Source organism: Knoellia pratensis, assembly GCF_042666395.1.
Lineage (GTDB): Bacteria > Actinomycetota > Actinomycetes > Actinomycetales > Dermatophilaceae > Knoellia > Knoellia pratensis.
Window position 1 is genome coordinate 90,699 of sequence record NZ_JBHTDJ010000001.1, and the last position, 16,495, is coordinate 107,193.

The following is a 16,495-nucleotide window of genomic DNA, read 5'->3' on the forward strand; positions in this document are numbered from 1 at the left end:
TGAATCCCCTAGGGGGCGCGCGTTCCGGTGGTCCTGGCCGAGCGTCCTCTGTCGTCCACCCAGCGGTGGAGACATCCCCAGTCTCCGACTGGCTAGGACCCCCGCCCAGAGCCCGATGTGACCTGGGCGTCGTCACTCCAGTGAGCGACATATGTGACGACAAAAGGACCAGGTGTTACTAGACGTCTACCTCCACCAAGTAGCCGCTGTACCGGTGCGCAGGTCGCGAACCTGCACACAACCTCCACCAGCTGCTGACGCATTCGCGCGGCGGTCGGCCCAAGCGGGGCCCGGACGGCGGTCAGGCCTCCGAGGCGGTGTCGACGCGCGCCGGCGGGTAAGGCGTGAACATCCCGTCCGGGAGCCCGGCCACCACGGGGCTGACGGCGGACGCGGCCCCCTCGACCAGGTGAGCAGGTGCCGTCCCTGCCGGCAGGCGCAGAGCCTCCGCGAAGGCCGCAGCGTCCGCCGGACGCTGCTCGGGCAGCTTGGCCAGGCCAGCCAGCACGGTCGTGCGCAAGGGCTCGGGCACGGAGTCCGGCAACTCCGGCGCGGGCTGACCCACGTGCGCGAGCGCGGTCGTGACCATCGACTCCCCGGCGAACGGCCGCGTGCCGGTGATCATCTCGAACCCGACGACCGCCAGCGCGTAGATGTCGCTGGCAGGTGTGGCGGGGCGGCCCTGGACCTGCTCGGGAGCGAGGTAGTGCGCCGTGCCCAGCATCTCGCCGGTCTGGGTCAGGGCGGAGCCCGACATCGCCTTGGAGATGCCGAAGTCCGTCAGCCGCGCGTAGCCGTCGTCATCGACCACGATGTTCGCCGGCTTGACGTCACGGTGGACGACACCGGCCTCATGAGCGGCCTGGAGCGCCGACGCGGTCTGGTGCAGGATCTCCGTGACCTCCTCGGCGGGCATGGGCCCCTGCTCGGCGATGACCGCGGACAGCGGCTTGCCCTCGATCAGCTCCATGACGAGGAAGGCTGAGTGCTCGCCCTCGCCGAAGTCGTGCACGGTGACGATGTTGGGGTGCTGGAGGGCGGCGGAGTTCACTGCTTCGACGCGGAACCTCTCGACGAAGGCCTCGTCGCCGTCGCCGCCGGGTCGCAGGACCTTGATGGCGACGGGCCGTTGCAACGTCTCGTCCATGGCGCGCCAGATCTGACCCATACCACCCTCGGCGATGAGCTCCTCGAGGCGGTAGCGGTTGCTCAGGAGCAGTCCGGGAGCGTAGATCATGAGCGAGCATCCGGGACGCCCGCGGCGGGAGATGCGCCGGGTGTCGAGAGGCACGGGGAAACGGTGGTCACGAGAGTCCTGAGCGGGTGGGCTCCCTCCGGAGTGGAGGGATGACTGGAGACCATTGTCGCAGGTCGCAGGCCTGCAGCGGGCGTCAGAGCACGACGCATGAGCGGCCCCCGGCCAGCCGTCGACCACCGCCTTGCGAGCCGCGCCGGCCGGTGTCGGCCCGGCCCGCACCCCCCATTTCCCCGTCCCGTCGTACGCGGTCGCCGTCAGCGGTCCATTGCCGTAATTCCTCTGGTAGACAGGCCCGGTGACCAGCGCAGATGCCGCAACCCGGGCTCGCAGTCGCCTGCGACGCGTCGCTCGGGCCGTGGCCTATGGCCTCGTCGTCGCGCTCGTCGTCACGGCACTCGCGTTTCTCGTGCGCACCCAGTTCGACCCGCTCATCGATGCCGACAGGGCCGCGATCGGGTGGGCGACCGACGTCACGAGGGAGCACCCGGGCTTGCTGCGCCTCCTGCTCACCTGGCAGCGGCTCAGCAGCCCCACCTGCCTCTATGCCGTCGCCACCCTGGTCTGCCTGTGGGTGTGGCGCAGCCTGCACCTCACGACCCGCGCGCTCTGGGCGTTCGTGACGATGATGGTGGGCTGGAACCTCGCGCTCGACGTCAAGTACCTCGTCCAGCGCGCCCGGCCCGTCGTGCCCGACCCCGTCTCGCACGCTCCGGGCTACTCCTTCCCCTCCGGGCACGCGGCCAACGCGACGATCGCGGCGACGACGATGGTCCTGCTGCTCTGGCCGAGCCTGCACCGCAGTGCGGCCAAGGTCGCCGCGGTCGCCGTCGCCTCAGTCCTCGTCCTCCTGACCTGCCTTGACCGGGTCTTCCTCGGCGTCCACTTCCCCTCCGACGTCACGGCCGGCGTCCTGCTCGGAGTGGGCCTCGTCGGCGCGTCCTACGTGGGCTACGTCGACTGGAGGCCACCGTCCCCCGACCCCGACCCCGACCCCGACCCCACCACCACCACCACCACCACCACCACCACAAAGGAGCGCACCTGATGGCCTTCCTCACCCGCTACGAGGACGACACGAGGAGGCCGTCGGTCGGCTCCGCCCTCAAGGACGCCGCCGTCCGTGCCGTCGCACCCTCGCTCCTCCTCTTCGCGGGAATCGTGGGCATCGGGCTGCTCCTCGCCGGTCCCCTCAAGAGCGTGGGGTCGAGCGAGGAGTCCGTCAACAGGGACCTGGCCGCCGGTCGCACGCCCACCTGGGACTCGGTCACGATGGTGTGGTCCCACATCGGCAACACCGAGTACGTCATCGGCGTCGCAGTGCTCGTGGCGCTGATCGTGTGGTGGCGCACGAAGCAGTGGTGGTATGCCGTGGTCCCGGTCCTCGCGATCACGCTCCAGGCAACGATCTTCGTCATCGCGGCAGCCATCGTCGGGCGTGCCCGGCCGGAGGTCAGCCACCTCGACCCCGCACCGCCGACCTCCAGCTACCCCAGCGGTCACCAGGGGGCCTCCACGGCGCTGTACCTCTCGCTCGTGCTCATGGCCAGCCGCATCACCCACCCGGTCCTGCGCACGGTGGTCACCGTGCTGTGCGGGATCGCGCCGTTCCTCGTGGCGTATGCGCGGCTCTATCGCGGGATGCACCACCCGAGCGATGTCGCCATGGGAGCGGTCAACGGCATCCTCAGCGCCCTGCTCGCCTGGGGCTACCTGCGTCGTGAGCGCCCCAGCGGTCAGACCCGGGCGTAGCGCGCCCGTGCCCCGCAGTACACGCCGAAGGCAGCGAGGCCCACGGCGACGAGGGTGAGCAGGACCGACCCCGCAGGCGCCTCGCGCAGGGTTCGCAGCCCGCCGTCGAGACCGGTGGCCTCCGAGGGCGCCTTGCGCACGGCAGCGACGACGAACAGACCGCCGACGACGATGAGGGCAACGCCCTTGGCGACGTAGCCCGCACGACCCGCCTGAACGGCCCAGTTTCCGGGGTGCTCCGTGAGGTCCTCGAGGAACTTCTTCTTCCACCCCTTGTAGATGTGGTAGCCACCGACAGCGGCGACCCCCACCCCGAGAGCGCCGACGAGGAGCCGGCCACCGGTGTGCCCCATCAGGCTGGCCGTGAAGTCTTTGGTCTGGCCACCGCTCGATGTGGACGACCCCGTCGCGAACGTGAAGGCAGTCCAGGTCAGCGCCGCATAGGCCACGAGTTTGCCCAACGCCTTGACCCGGTCCCCGGGCTCCGCACCGTGCGCTCCGGTGATGGCCTCGGTGAGCTGCCACACCGCAAGCAGCGCGAACCCGACGACGGTCACCCAGAGGATGAAGGGCCCGCCGCTGCTGCTCGCCAACGTCGCCAGGGCGCCGGACTGGTCTGCGCTGCCTCCACCCGAGGTCCAGGCGACCTTGAGTGCGATGTAGGCGATGAGCAGGTGGAGCAGCCCACTCACCGCGTAGCCGAGCCTCGCCCCCCGCTCTACGATGGCGGAGTTGCCGGCCTCGTGTGCCGCACTCTTGACGTCCGGGGTGTTCACGGCTCCAGCCTCCCACAACAGCGCAGGTCAGGGGGCCTTTGGTGGCGTACGGTCAGCCCATGCCCAGAGCTGTGGTAATCGCCAACCCGACGAAATTCGAGGACCTCGGTGCGGTGCGGCGGACGGTCGAGTCCGCGGCGAGCGCCGTGGGGTTCGGCACGTCGTCGTTCGTCGAGACCACCGAGGACGACCCGGGCTTCGGCCAGACGCGTGACGCGCTGCTGGACGGGCCCGACATCGTCTGTGCCCTCGGTGGCGACGGCACCGTGCGGGCGGTCGCACAGGTCCTCGCAGGCACGGGTGTGCCTCTGGGCCTGCTGCCCGGCGGCACCGGCAACCTGCTGGCCCGCAACGTCGGGGCTCCGGTGGACGACCTGGCCGATGCCGTCACGAGTGCCCTCACCGGCGTCGACCGCACGATCGACGCGGGCTGGCTGTTGCTCGATCCCACCGAGGACCAGCTGGCCGACCCGACACCGGTCGTTCACCGGCCCGCCAACGCCCACCTCTTCACGGTGATGGCCGGCCTTGGCTTCGACGCCGCGATGATGGACGACGCGCCAGAGGGTCTCAAGGGCACGGTGGGCTGGGCGGCCTACGTCATGGCCGCGACCAAGAACCTGCGCGGGGAGGGGTTCCAGCTGTCGGTCACTCTCGACCGCGTGAAGTCCGAGCCGGTCACGGCGCGCACCTTGGTCGTGGGGAACTGCGGAACGCTCACCGGAGGCATCACGCTCCTCCCTGACGCCGTCCTCGACGACGGACTGCTCGACATCGCGACCCTCACCCCCAAGAGCCTTGCGCAGTGGGCCGGTGTGGCGTCCACGGTCCTGCGAGGACAGACCGACGACGGTCCGTCCATCGAACGCCGCCAGGGTCGCGACGTCGTGGTCACCGTCAGCCCGGGGCAGAAGGTGGAGGCCGACGGCGACGTCCTGGGGCTGGCCACGCGGCTACGGCTGGTCGTCGATCCCGGCACCTTGGTGGTCCGCGTGAAGCGGCGCTGACCCGCCCGCGCGTCTCAGCCTCCGGGGACCATCCAGCGCAGGACCTGCACCAGCCCGACGATGGCGCACACGACGACGAGCGCCGCGATGACCCACGCGATGATCTGGGCCGCGTCGATCCCGCCACCCGAGGACGAGCTGACGGACGACGAGCTGCCGGCAGGATCACTCGCCCCGTCGGCGGCCTCTCGCGCCTCGAGCGCCTTGCCCCGCAGCGCCTCGACCTTCTTGGAGCGCGGCTCCTGACGGATCGAACGGGGCAACGAGCGCCACATGGCACCGAAGTCGTCGCCATGATCCGCACGCCACGCCGCGACCGCAGCCTCGACCTCGGGCCCCTTCACCCCGGCACCGAACCAGGCCGCACCCGCCGCCGGCAGGTCGCCCATGCCGTGGTGCACCTCACCGAGAAGTCGCAGCGCCTCGACGTCGCGCTCCTCGCGCACGTGCGCGGCCAACAGGTCACGCGCCACCCACAGCTGGTGGTTGTCGATCGCCCGCGTGGCCTCCCCGACCACCGGGCTCGGCTCGGGCGTGGTCTCGGGTGCTGCGACCTTGCGGTCCTGGTCAGGCATGAGATCCAGCGAACCACATCGCCGCACCGGTCGCGTTGACCGGCACACGGCATACCCGCCGTTTGCCTGTGTATGCCGTCCACTCACGACCGTGACCCAGCCCACTAAGCGTGCGCTTAGTCACAAAGGCCCCAGCCGCCTTGCTCGCCTCTACTCGTGAGTAGCACCATGGAGGCATGGGCCACTACAAGAGCAACCTGCGCGACATCGAGTTCAACCTCTTCGAGGTGCTCGGTCGCGGTGACGTCCTGGGCCACGGGCCCTACGAGGACCTTGACGCCGACACGGCGCGCGAGATGCTCAAGGAGATGACGCGCCTCTCGGAGAACGAGATCGCCGAGTCCTTCCAGGACTCCGACCGCAACCCGCCCGTCTACGACCCGCAGACGCAGGTCGTCACGATGCCGGAGTCGTTCAAGAAGTCCTACGCCGCGTACCGCGACAGTGGCTTCTGGGGCATCGACCTCCCCGCCGAGCTCGACGGCACCGTCGCCCCGCCGAGCCTGCGCTGGGCCATGAACGAGCTCGTCCTCGGCGCGAACCCTGCGCTGCTGATGTTCAACGCCTCCTACGGTTTCGCCAAGCTCCTCCACATCCTCGGCAATGACGAGCAGAAGAAGCTCGCCCGCTGGATCGTCGAGAAGGACTGGCACTGCACGATGGTGCTCACCGAGCCCGACGCGGGTTCCGACGTCGGCGCCGGCCGCACCAGGGCCACGCAGAACGAGGACGGCACCTGGGACATCACCGGCGTCAAGCGCTTCATCACGAGCGCCGAGTCCGACATGGTCGACAACGTCGTCCACTTCGTCCTCGCTCGTCCCGAGGGCGCTGGCCCCGGCACCAAGGGGCTGTCGCTCTTCATCCTCACCAAGTACGAGGTGGACCTCGAGACCGGTGAGCTCGGCGAGCGCAACGGCGTCTACGTCACCAACGTCGAGAAGAAGATGGGCCTCAAGGTCTCCACGACCTGCGAGCTCACCTTCGGCGGCGAAAAGCCTGCCACCGGAACCCTGCTCGGCGACGTGCACGACGGCATCGCCCAGATGTTCCGTGTCATCGAGAACGCCCGCATGCTCGTCGGCACCAAGGCCATCGCGACGCTGTCGACCGGCTACCTCAACGCGCTCGAGTACGCCAAGGAGCGCGTCCAGGGCGCCGACCTCACGCAGCAGACCGACAAGGCCGCGCCTCGCGTGACGATCACCCACCACCCCGACGTGCGCCGCAGCCTGATGCTGCAGAAGGCCTACGCCGAGGGCCTGCGCGCACTCGTCCTCTACACGGCCGCCCAGCAGGACATCGTCGACTCGGCCCAGCTCGAGTCGGGCGCCGAGACCCTCGAGCACGGCTCCCCGGCCGAGCTGGCCAACCGCGTCAACGACCTGCTCCTCCCCATCGTCAAGGGCCTTGGCTCCGAGCGCGCCTGGGTGCTGCTGGGCACGGAGTCGCTCCAGACGTTCGGTGGCTCCGGCTTCCTCCAGGACTACCCGGTCGAGCAGTACGTCCGCGACGCCAAGATCGACACCCTCTACGAAGGCACCACCGCCATCCAGGGCCTCGACTTCTTCTTCCGCAAGATCATCAAGGACAAGGCCCAGGCCCTGACGACGTTGTCCCAGCAGATCCAGGAGTTTGCCAAGGACCTCGGCGGCCACGGTGGCAAGCTCGACCGCGAGCGCGAGCTCCTCGGTGAGGGCCTCGAGAACGTCCAGGGCATCCTCGGCTACATGGTGGGCGAGCTCATGAAGTCCGACCCGCGCGGTGGAAATCCCGCTGGGGACAGCGACATTCGCAATTTGTACAAGGTCGGCCAGAACACCACGCGCCTGCTCCTGGGTGCTGGTGACCTCGTCGTCGGGTGGCTGCTCCTCAACCAGGCCGACATCGCGCTCAAGGCTCTCGAGGGCGTGGTCAGCGACAAGGATCGCGACTTCTACACCGGCAAGGTTGCAGCCGCGCAGTTCTACGCCCGTCAGGTCCTCCCGCGTCTCGCCGCCGAGCGCGCCATGGCCGAGGCCACGGACAACGAACTCATGGACGTGCCGGAGTCAGCCTTCTGACAAACCTCGACTTCGTGCTCGTGACGGACGGCGAGCGCCAGCGAGTTGTCCGTCACGAGCACGAAGTCGAGAAACAGATGCTGGGGAGCCTGCGCTCCCCTCCATGCGCAGGCGCCCCGATCTGCCCTCATACCAACCCTTGCAGTGCCGGACGCACCTGTCGATGGGGAGCACTCCCCGGACAGACGACGGCCCCGGTGACCGTGTGGTCACCGGGGCCGTCGGCGTATGCCGTGTGCTCGCCTCAGAGGCGCGAGTCCGGGTCGATGCGGGTCTCGTCGACACGCGAACCGGTGGTCGGGTCGACCTGCGAGGAGCGGGTCGCCGTGTAGCCCACCGGACGGGTCCGGGCGCGCATGGCGAAGGACAGCAGGATCGCGATGGCTCCAGCCCCGATGAGGATCCAACCGAGCATGTTGTCATCCATGCCGGGGATGTCCACCTGCAGGACGAACGCGAGGATCGCGCCGATCACGATGAGGACAATTCCGAGTCCGATGTACATGGTCACTCCTTGTGGCCGGGTCCGGGACAGGGGCCCGGATCGGGTTCAATTCTACGCTCACCAAGCCTCTGACCTGCGGATCTGTCGTCAGGGTGTTTCGAGTCAGCGAGCGGCGAGCACAGCACCCGGATTGAGCAGCCCGTCGGGGTCGAGGGCGTCCTTGATGCGCTGGTTGAGCTCCATGACGTCCGGGCCGAGCATCGCCGGGAGCGCGTGGCGCTTCAGCCTGCCCACGCCGTGCTCGCCCGTGATCGTGCCGCCGAGCTCGATGGCAGCGGTCATGATGTCCTCGAATGCCGCCCGGGCGCGCTCCGTGGAGTCCGCGTCCGAGGCGTCGTACATGACGATCGGGTGGGTGTTGCCGTCACCGGCGTGGGCGACGCAGACGATGTCGACGCCGCGTTCGACACCGATCTGTTCGACGCGCGCAACGAGGTCGGGGAGCAACGGCACGGGCACCCCGACGTCCTCGAGCAGCAGGGATCCCGCGGCCTCGGCTGCCGGGAACGCGAGTCTGCGGGCACGCACGAACGACTCACCCTCGGCCGCATCGTGCGTCACGAAGACGTCGACCGCGCCGGAGTCTAGGCAGGCTTTCTCGATGACGTCCATCTCGCCGGCGCGAGCACCCTCGGGAGCATCTGACTGGACGAGCAGCAGGGCGCGGTCCCGGTCGAGACCCATCGGCGCGAAGTCCTCGACCTGGTTGACCGTCGGCCTGTCCATGAGCTCGACCATCGACGCGCGCACGACCCTGCCCATGGCGACGACGGCCTCGGCTGCCGCGCGCACGGAGTCGAAGGTTGCGACGAGCGTCGACGGTGCGAGCTGAGCAGGGATGAGCCGCAACGTTGCTCGCGTGACGATGCCCAACGTGCCCTCACTGCCGACGAAGAGCTTGAGCAGCGAGAGGCCAGCCACGTCCTTGATGCGCTTGCCCCCCAACGTGATCAGCCGCCCGTCGGCGAGGACGACGTCGAGCCCGAGGACGTAGTCGGTCGTCACGCCGTACTTCACGCAGCACAGCCCACCCGCGTTGGTCGCGACGTTGCCGCCGATGGAGCAGATCTCGAACGAGCTCGGGTCCGGTGGGTACCAGAGGCCGTGCTCCGCCGCGGCCTTCTTCACCGAGGCATTGAAGGCGCCGGGCTCGACGACGGCGCAGCGTGCGGCCGGGTCGATCTCGATGGCGGTCATGCGCTCAAGGCTCACGACGAGTCCACCCTCGACGGCGGACGATCCCCCACTCAGCCCGCTGCCCGCCCCACGCGGAACGACGGGTATGCCGTGACTCGCCGCCCAGCGGACGGCCACTTGGACGTGAGCCGCGCTTTCAGCGCGAACGGTGGCACACGGCATACCGGCATCGGGATCCCGCGCCCAGTCCTGGCGGTACTTCTCGAGAGCCTCAGGTGTCGTCGCCACCACCCCCGCGGGGAGGGCGGCGACGAGTTCGGCGACGGCAACGCTGCGATCGGTCACATCGCCCATCCTAGGAAGGAGTTGCAGCGCAGACGACGAAGCGGGGCCTTCTCGAAGGAGAAGGCCCCGCTCGCGGTGCAACAGGGAGTGGATCGTCAGTCGACCCGGACCGAGAAGGCGCCGATGCTGCCGTAGGCGGTGTAGCCGGTGGTCAGCGGGTCGGCGAACCCGGAGCCGTCGACGCGCACGTAGTACGTGCCTGCAGCCAGGTTGAGCGTGCCCGCCGCACCGAGCCCGGTCGCCGTGCTGGCCGAGGTCTGCCCCGACGCGGGGTTCCACTTCCCGACCTCGCCGCCGGCGCTGTCGAGGACCGCCAGCTCGATGTCGACGTTGCCTCCGACCGCCGCGGGAGACGCGGTGAAGGTGTGCGAGCCAGCGGAGAGCTGCACCCGGAAGTGGTCGACGTCGGCCGCAGTGGTCGTGACGCCGTTGACGGTCGCACCGGGCGTGATGGCGGTGGCGGTCGCCGCCGTGGTGCCGTGATCAGCAGCCTTCACCCCGGCACCGTTCTGGCCCATGACGACGATGTCGTCCTGGAGCTGGTTGGCGTCGGCGTACTCGCCCTTGCTCCACTGCGAGATCGCTTTGGAGTAGCCAACACCCATGATCGGAGCCCAGGCGCCGTGCCCGCGGTAGTAGCCGATGGCGGACGTGCCGTCGTGGCTGAGGCCGAGGTTGTGACCGACCTCGTGGCTCCCGGCCTCCGCGATGTTCTTGGCGCCGGTGCCGACACCTTGGGTGAAGACGAGTGCGGGCTGGTTGTAGCCGCTGTTGGCCGAGTCGAAGACACCGACGTAGGCCACACCGCCGCAGCCGCAGCCTGCCTGGTACCAGGACGTGGGGTCGACGAGGAGCCTGGTTCCGTAGTTCAGGTCGGTCGAGCTCGACCGGTTGATGGCGTCGGCGCCGGGGTCGACCGTGGTGACGTTGACGTTGAAGGGTGCGTAGTCCTCCGCGATCCGCTGCCACGTCTCGGTGATGACGGCGTTCTCTGCGGCGCTGAAGGTGGCCGGGGCGCCGTCGGTGTCATACGGGGTGACATTGACCGACGCGGGTCCGCCGTTGGCGTTCCACGCGGTGCCCGAGATCGTGTGACCGTTGAAGTCGATGTAGATGACCCGGCTGGCGCCGGGCAGGCTCGACAGCGCTGGAGCGATGGGGCCCGCGCCCGTGGGGGGCTGCGGGGGCTTCGGAGGTCGCCTGGTGTTCGCCCTGGCGCGGGAAGCCGCCTGGGCCACCATCTCCGGGCTCATGGGCTCGACGTAGTAGAGCCGCGCGTCCTCGTCGACCCAGCTGGTGCGGTCCGAGGCCAGGATCTCGCGCAGCTGGGTGGCCGGCAGGCCGTTGTGCCGCGCCAGCTCGTCGATCCGTCCGGCAAAGAGGCGGCCGGCCTGAGCTCCCGGGGTCGGCCGGTCGATGAGGGCGGCGACACCGCGCTGACCCGGCGCGGGGTCGCTGGCGCTGGGGGCCGCCACCGCCCCGGCGGCCGGGATGATGAGCGCGGCGCTCGCGCCGACAATGACTGCAAGGCTGAGCTTCGACATGGATGTGTCGCTCCTTGGGGCAGGGGTGGGGCCGGACGGCCCACCCGCAGGGTGGCGGAACTGCGCGCGACCCGCCAGAGGCACGGGCATTTCCTGACCGGACTTTTACTCAGGCGCCTTGGGTCCGATCCCTCCGCGGGTCGTCAATCCCGTTGTGTCACAGCGCAACAGATGAGCTGGTGGCGATCACGGTGTCGTTGCGGAGAGCCTTGAGGGTGTCGAGCTCACGGTCGATGTCGCGGCGCTTGGCTTCCAACCGCCGGACCTCACTGGCGAGCAGCTGCTCCATGACACCGGTGCGGTCCTCCGGCGGCGCCTCCAGACACGGCAGGAGCTCATTGATGATGGCGCTGCCCAGACCGGCGGCGAACAGGTGCTGGATCATGACGACGCGCTCGATCATCGACCGGTCGAAGTCACGCCAACCCCCGGCGGTGCGTTCCGACCGGATGAGCCCGTGGCCCTCGTAGTAGCGCAACGAGCGCGCACTGACTCCGCTCGCCTGCGCGAGTTCACCGATGCGCATCGTCGTCCTCCGTCCTGTCCGCGGCGCCGCGACCGCAGCGTTCTGTCCCAGCGGGACTGTCCTCAGCGTCCAGTCTTGCAGTTGACACCGATGTGAGGTTGCACGCTGGTGCGGCCGCATCCGCCCAGGGTGCGGAAGCAACGAAAGGACCACTCGTGCACTGGCTCCACCTCGGCATTGCCGTGATCTTCGAGATCACCGTCGCCCTCAGCGCCGAACGGGCGAGAGGATTCACCCGACCGTCATGGACAGCGGCAACTCTGGCCAGTGGTGCGGTCGCCACGTACTTCCTGAGCCGGGCGCTCCTCACGTTCGACGTCGGCGTCGGCTACGCGATCTGGACCTCCTTGGCCGGCGTGGGGATCGTCGTCCTCAGCGCCCTGGTCCTGCGCCAACGCCTCGACTGGCGCAAGGCCCTCGGCATCCTCGCCGTCATCGGCGGAGTGGTCGGTCTCCAGCTCAGCGGTGCAGCGTGATCACGCGGGCCTGGCCGGTGCTGCTGCTCGCCGGTGCCTTCGAGGTGGGCTACGCCCTGTCCGTGGGAGGGAGCGAGGGCTTCACCCGGCTGGGCTGGTCGCTCGTGGCTGTCGTCTTCTTCCTGTTGACCCTCTTCACCCTGAGCCTCGCCCTGCGCACCATCGACGTCGGCATCGGCTATGCCGTGTGGGCCGGCATCGGCGCCGTCGGTGCCGCCATCCTCGGCCCGGTCTTCTTCGACGAGACCCTGACCCCGGCGCAGGCGATGTGGCTGGCCGTCATCATCGCCGGCGTCGTGTGGCTCAAGCTGTCCGATCGTCCCGCCAGCGAGGGCTGACGGGCTTGCGTGCTCCGGGTGTCATCGGTGTCGGTGGCACGGGGCAGGATGGACACATGGCCACGATCGTCTTCCTCCACGCACATCCCGACGACGAGGCCTCCGGGACCTCCGGCACGATGACGCGCCTCTCGCGCGAAGGGCACCGCGTCGTCGTCGTCTATGGCACGGGCGGCGAGCACGGCAGCGCACCCGAGGACCTGCCCGAGGGCATGAGCCTGGCCGACCACCGTCGCGGCGAGGCGGAGGCATCCGCGCGCGTCACGGGGGCCGAGCGCATCGTGTGGCTGGGCTATCTGGACTCGGGCATGCACGGCTGGGACCAGAACGCGCACGAGGAGTCCTTCCACAGCGCCGATCTCGACGAGGCCGCGGGTCGGCTCGTGGAGGTGCTCGACGAGGAGGACGCCGACGTGCTCGTGACCTATGACTGGCACGGCGGCTACGGCCACCCCGACCACATCAAGGTGCACCAGGTCGCCTACCGCGCGGCCGACCTCGCCACCCAGCGGCCCCGGCTGCTCGAGACCACCATGAACCGTGACGCCATGCGCGCTGGGTGGGAAGCGGCGAAGGCGGCCGGCCAGGAGGGCGGCTTCGATCCCGACGAGCCCATGGAGGACGGCGAGCCCATCGGCACCCCCGAGGCCCAGATCCACTGGCGGGTCGACGTGTCGGGTGACATCGAGTCGAAGCGGGCCGCGCTCGCATCCCACGCGAGCCAGGTGAGCGACGTCGGCATGATGCTGCAGCTGCCGCCCGAGATCTTCCTCGCGTGGTTCGGCACCGAGTTCTACATCGAGCCGGGCCGCGCGGCGGGCATCGTCGACGCGTGGCCCTTCGCCGACCTCGACGCCTGACCGTTCAGTCAGCCGTGCGGGTCAGAGGCGGCGGTCGGCGAGGACCGGGAAGCCCTCACGGGTGCTCGTGACGAGCGCCGGGTCGATGTCGACGACGAGGACCTCCTCGTCGACACCCGCCTCAGCGAGCACCTCACCCGTCGGCGCGACGATCTGGCTGTGCCCACCCATCTCGGTGCCGGCATGCGCGCCGGCGGTGTTGCACTGGACGACGAACGCCTGGTCCTCGACCGCGCGAGCCCGCCCGAGCAGGGTCCAGTGGGCGACGCGGGCCGCAGGCCACGCGGCTGGGATGACATAGGCCTCTGCGCCGGCGTCGAGTTGTTGGCGATAGAGCTCGGGGAAGCGCAGGTCGTAGCACGTGGACAAGCCGATGCGCACGGATTCGCCTGTGCCGGAAGCGATCTGGGTTGTGACGATGTCACTGCCGGCCTCGAGGAGTTTCGGCTCACCGGAGCCGAATCCAAAGCGGTGAATCTTGCGGTATGCCGTCCGCTCACCCCGCGATGTCACGAGGACTGACGTGTTTGCGAGGGTGTGTCCGTCTGGCCCGGCCTCGGGCAAACGCTCGATGAACGACCCTGCGTGGAGGGTGACTCCGATGTCGGTGGCGAGCTCGGTCATCGCCCTGACCCAAGGACCGTCGAGGGCTTCGGCGAGCCCCTCCCAGTGGCGGTAGTCGAATCCGGTCGGCCCCCACAGCTCGGGGAGGACGACGAGGTCGGGATGGTGCTCGTCGGCCACGTCGTGCACGAGCGCGGTGACCCGGTGGACCCGCTCCGGCATCGACTCCTCGTCGCCGTAACCCACTTGGATGACCGCGATGCGCATCAGTCGCTCTCCTTGCTCTTGTCGCCCTGGGTCTCCTCGCCGAGACGACCCAGTCGGGCGTTGTAGGCCCGAAGCGCCGCATCGTCGTCGCGCTCGGCCTGACGGTCGAGTCGCACCGTCTCCTGACGGTCGCGGCTGAACCATTGTCGCGCCACGAGGATCGCCAGGATCAGGGTCGGCGCCTCACCGAAGCCCCAGGCGATCTCACCGGCTCGCTCCTGGTCGGCGAGGAGCTGCGGCCCCCATGGGAGGTTGATCTGCTCGAAGAAGCCGGGCGCGAGGACGAACTGCGTTCCGGTGAGGGCAACCCCGAAGAACGCGTGGAACGAAATCGTCGCAAAGAGGATGAGCAGGAGCATCGCGGGCGTCCACTTCGGTGGGCCCGGATCGATGCCGATGAGCACCCAGGTGAACAGGTACCCGGTGATGAAGAAGTGGGCAAGCATGAGCAAGTGGCCCGAGTGCGTGGTCAGCGCCAGCTCGAACAGCGGGGACCAGTAGAAGGCGGCCAGGCTGCCGAAGAACAGCGCAGCAGCGACGACCGGGTTGGCCAGGACCTTGAGCGCGCGCGAGTGGACGACCTGGAGGATGACCTCGCGCGGACCCCACGTGCGGTCCTGACGTGAGGGCAGGGCCCGCAGCGCGAGGGTCAGGGGCGCGGCCGGGACCAGCAGCAGCGGTACGACCATCGCGACGACCATGTGCATGACCATGTGGACCGAGAAGAGAACACGACCCCAGATGTCGGGGGCGCCGCTCGTCGCCCAGACGAACATGAGCCAGCCGAGGGTCCACAGGATCGTGCGGTGGATCGGCCACGCGTCGCCGCGCCGTTGGAGCTTGGTGACGCCCGCGACGTACAGCCCCACGGCGAGCACCGCGATGCCGACCATGAGCCAGTTCGGGCGCCAGGCCGAGAACCAGTCCGCGGCCGCCATGGGGCCCGGGTCGGGGAAGCCGGTGATCGCGAGGACCGCGCTGGGCGACTGCTCGGCGTCGGGCACGGGCGGCGGGGTGCGGCCGAGGACCGCCCCGAGTCCCATCGCCGCGGCCATGAGGGCGAGCTCGACGAGCACGAGGCGGCTGAACGCGTTGCCGCCCTGACCGATGCTGGCGATGACGCGGCGGCGCTGCTGCCAGCCGATGACGCCGAGCACGACGATGATCGCGGTCTTGGCGACGATCATCGCGCCATAGGCGGAGGTGATGCCCGAGAACGAACCCAGCCGGATGACCGCCTGCTGCAACCCGGTGATGGCCACGGCGGCATACGACCAGCCCGCCAGCACCGAGTAGCGCGAGACCGTGGCGCCGAGGTCCTTGCCGATGCGCGGTCGCATGAGGGCGATCGCGAGGAGCCCGCCGACCCACACGGTGACGCCGATGAGGTGGACACCGAGCGAGTTCACGGCGTCCTCGTGGCTCGCACTCCCGGCGGAGTGCCCGGTGAGGGCGACGATGACGATGCCGGTGAGTGCCAGGGCAGCCAACCAGGCGTATGCCGCGCGCGTGCGGGCCAGCATCGCTCCGCCGGTGACGACGAGGGCCACCGCCGTCGAGATCGAGAGCACCCTGGTGACCTCGAGCGACCACACGAACGTGAGGAACTGACGCCCCAGCTCCGGGTTGCCCAGGCCGAGCCCGGCGAGGGAGGCGAAGGTGAGGAAGACCCCGAGGCCGGCCGCGACGAACCAGATGACCCCGGTGACGGCGGCGAGACGCGAGGCCTGGATGCGGCGCTCGGTCGTCCTGCGCTCCGGCACGAGGAACGCCGCGAGGATGAGCAGACCCAGAGTGGCGGCCGAAGAGAGGTCGCTGACGACGCGCACCAGCGGCAGTGCCCACCGCACGACGGGGCCCGGGTCATCGAGCACGAGCGGGGACAGGACGCCCGCCAGGGTGGCCGCGACCAGGGCGACGACGAGCCCACTCACGGTCACGACGGCCACCGGGCCCAACGGTGTGCGCGAGGCGGTGGGGGCAGTGCTCATGTGAGACAGCGTAGGCAGCCCGGGTCGGCCGCGCGGTCGTGCCCCGCCCCGCGCGACCATGATCGGTGCCAGAGTGGCGACGATGAAGCTCTCCCCGCCTCCCCTCACCCTCGGACTCGATGTCGCGGCGGACGCCGAGATCGTCTGGGACCTGCTCGTCCGGGTCGAGGAGTGGCCGCGCTGGGGTCCGTCGGTGAGCCGGGCGTCCGTCGACGGCGGCGGCAGCCGAATCGGTCCCGACGCCACAGGGACGGTGTGGACCGCGATCGGACCTGCGGTCAGGTTCCGGATAGATGCCTGGCAGGGCACGGGGCCTGTTCGTCACTGGTCGTGGCGGGTCGCTGACCTGCCCGCGACCGGGCACACCGTCCGGGCCCGTGACGGCGGGTGTCGCGTCGAGATGACGGCTCCGTGGTGGGCCCCGGCCTACGCACCAGTCCTGTGGTGGGCGCTGCGCCGTGTCAGGGCTCTCGCCCAGGATCCCTTGGCGACCCCCACTCGCTAGGGTCGGTCC

General features: G+C 69.6%; 17 protein-coding genes. 8 read left to right on the forward strand and 9 right to left on the reverse strand.

The window, feature by feature from the left end:
- Positions 1 to 301: 301 nt before the first annotated feature.
- Positions 302 to 1,291 (reverse strand): serine/threonine-protein kinase, encoded by a 990-nt coding sequence (locus ACFQRE_RS00440; protein ID WP_380117646.1) that lies wholly within the window; start codon positions 1,289 to 1,291, stop codon positions 302 to 304.
- A gap of 262 nt (positions 1,292 to 1,553) precedes the next feature.
- On the opposite strand from ACFQRE_RS00440, the gene ACFQRE_RS00445 reads away from it, so the two are divergent.
- Both ACFQRE_RS00445 and ACFQRE_RS00450 read left to right on the forward strand, forming a co-directional pair.
- Positions 1,554 to 2,303, forward strand: a complete 750-nt coding sequence (locus ACFQRE_RS00445; RefSeq protein WP_380117648.1) for a phosphatase PAP2 family protein — start codon at positions 1,554 to 1,556, stop codon at positions 2,301 to 2,303.
- The gene (locus tag ACFQRE_RS00450; protein ID WP_380117650.1) at positions 2,303 to 3,007 is read left to right on the forward strand and encodes a phosphatase PAP2 family protein; all 705 of its coding nucleotides are present in this window, start codon (positions 2,303 to 2,305) and stop codon (positions 3,005 to 3,007) included. The genes ACFQRE_RS00445 and ACFQRE_RS00450 overlap by 1 nt, the downstream gene beginning before the upstream one ends.
- Here the strand turns inward: ACFQRE_RS00450 and ACFQRE_RS00455 are convergent.
- Complete coding sequence (locus tag ACFQRE_RS00455; RefSeq protein ID WP_380117652.1) at positions 2,992 to 3,783, reverse strand: DUF1206 domain-containing protein; 792 nt, start codon at positions 3,781 to 3,783, stop codon at positions 2,992 to 2,994. The two genes, ACFQRE_RS00450 and ACFQRE_RS00455, sit on opposite strands and share 16 nt — an antisense overlap.
- Before the next feature lie 59 nt (positions 3,784 to 3,842).
- On the opposite strand from ACFQRE_RS00455, the gene ACFQRE_RS00460 reads away from it, so the two are divergent.
- Entirely contained in the window at positions 3,843 to 4,790 is a 948-nt protein-coding gene (locus ACFQRE_RS00460; protein WP_380117654.1) for a diacylglycerol/lipid kinase family protein, read from the forward strand.
- A 14-nt stretch (positions 4,791 to 4,804) separates the two neighbouring features.
- Here ACFQRE_RS00460 and ACFQRE_RS00465 read toward each other — a convergent pair whose 3' ends face one another.
- Positions 4,805 to 5,365 (reverse strand): hypothetical protein, encoded by a 561-nt coding sequence (locus ACFQRE_RS00465; protein WP_380117656.1) that lies wholly within the window; start codon positions 5,363 to 5,365, stop codon positions 4,805 to 4,807.
- Positions 5,366 to 5,541: 176 nt separating this feature from the next.
- Here ACFQRE_RS00465 and ACFQRE_RS00470 point away from each other — a divergent pair, with 176 nt between their 5' ends.
- Positions 5,542 to 7,428, forward strand: a complete 1,887-nt coding sequence (locus ACFQRE_RS00470; protein WP_380117658.1) for an acyl-CoA dehydrogenase — start codon at positions 5,542 to 5,544, stop codon at positions 7,426 to 7,428.
- Between the two features lie 244 nt (positions 7,429 to 7,672).
- On the opposite strand, the gene ACFQRE_RS00475 is transcribed toward ACFQRE_RS00470, so the two are convergent.
- The 4 genes from ACFQRE_RS00475 to ACFQRE_RS00490 all read right to left on the reverse strand — a co-directional run bounded on the left by ACFQRE_RS00475 (position 7,673) and on the right by ACFQRE_RS00490 (position 11,485).
- Positions 7,673 to 7,933, reverse strand: coding sequence for a DUF6458 family protein (locus ACFQRE_RS00475; protein WP_380117660.1), 261 nt, complete (start codon positions 7,931 to 7,933; stop codon positions 7,673 to 7,675).
- A gap of 102 nt (positions 7,934 to 8,035) precedes the next feature.
- Positions 8,036 to 9,424, reverse strand: coding sequence for an FAD-binding oxidoreductase (locus ACFQRE_RS00480; protein ID WP_380117662.1), 1,389 nt, complete (start codon positions 9,422 to 9,424; stop codon positions 8,036 to 8,038).
- Positions 9,425 to 9,510: 86 nt separating this feature from the next.
- On the reverse strand, positions 9,511 to 10,959 hold the full coding sequence (locus ACFQRE_RS00485) for a zinc-dependent metalloprotease family protein (protein ID WP_380117664.1): 1,449 nt from the start codon (positions 10,957 to 10,959) through the stop codon (positions 9,511 to 9,513).
- 157 nt (positions 10,960 to 11,116) lie between these two features.
- Positions 11,117 to 11,485: a MerR family transcriptional regulator gene (locus ACFQRE_RS00490; RefSeq protein ID WP_380117666.1), complete on the reverse strand. Its 369-nt coding sequence runs from the start codon at positions 11,483 to 11,485 to the stop codon at positions 11,117 to 11,119.
- Positions 11,486 to 11,640: 155 nt separating this feature from the next.
- Here ACFQRE_RS00490 and ACFQRE_RS00495 point away from each other — a divergent pair, with 155 nt between their 5' ends.
- From ACFQRE_RS00495 to ACFQRE_RS00505, 3 genes are read left to right on the forward strand one after another with little or no spacing between them, the layout of a single operon-like run.
- Positions 11,641 to 11,961 (forward strand): DMT family transporter, encoded by a 321-nt coding sequence (locus ACFQRE_RS00495; protein ID WP_380117668.1) that lies wholly within the window; start codon positions 11,641 to 11,643, stop codon positions 11,959 to 11,961.
- Positions 11,958 to 12,299 carry a DMT family transporter gene (locus tag ACFQRE_RS00500; RefSeq protein WP_380117670.1) on the forward strand — a complete coding sequence of 114 codons (342 nt, stop codon included), beginning with the start codon at positions 11,958 to 11,960 and terminating at the stop codon, positions 12,297 to 12,299. Before ACFQRE_RS00495 ends, ACFQRE_RS00500 begins: the two co-directional genes overlap by 4 nt.
- A gap of 56 nt (positions 12,300 to 12,355) precedes the next feature.
- A complete protein-coding gene (locus ACFQRE_RS00505) occupies positions 12,356 to 13,159 on the forward strand; it encodes a PIG-L family deacetylase (RefSeq protein ID WP_380117672.1) in 804 nt (267 codons plus the stop codon).
- 21 nt (positions 13,160 to 13,180) lie between these two features.
- Here the strand turns inward: ACFQRE_RS00505 and ACFQRE_RS00510 are convergent, their stop codons facing one another.
- On the reverse strand, positions 13,181 to 13,990 hold the full coding sequence (locus tag ACFQRE_RS00510) for a carbon-nitrogen family hydrolase (protein ID WP_380117674.1): 810 nt from the start codon (positions 13,988 to 13,990) through the stop codon (positions 13,181 to 13,183).
- Complete coding sequence (locus ACFQRE_RS00515; RefSeq protein WP_380117676.1) at positions 13,990 to 15,981, reverse strand: cytochrome c oxidase assembly protein; 1,992 nt, start codon at positions 15,979 to 15,981, stop codon at positions 13,990 to 13,992. The genes ACFQRE_RS00510 and ACFQRE_RS00515 overlap by 1 nt, the downstream gene beginning before the upstream one ends.
- 82 nt (positions 15,982 to 16,063) lie before the next feature.
- Between ACFQRE_RS00515 and ACFQRE_RS00520 the strand changes: the two genes are divergently transcribed.
- Positions 16,064 to 16,486, forward strand: coding sequence for an SRPBCC family protein (locus tag ACFQRE_RS00520; RefSeq protein ID WP_380117678.1), 423 nt, complete (start codon positions 16,064 to 16,066; stop codon positions 16,484 to 16,486).
- Positions 16,487 to 16,495: the final 9 nt, after the last annotated feature.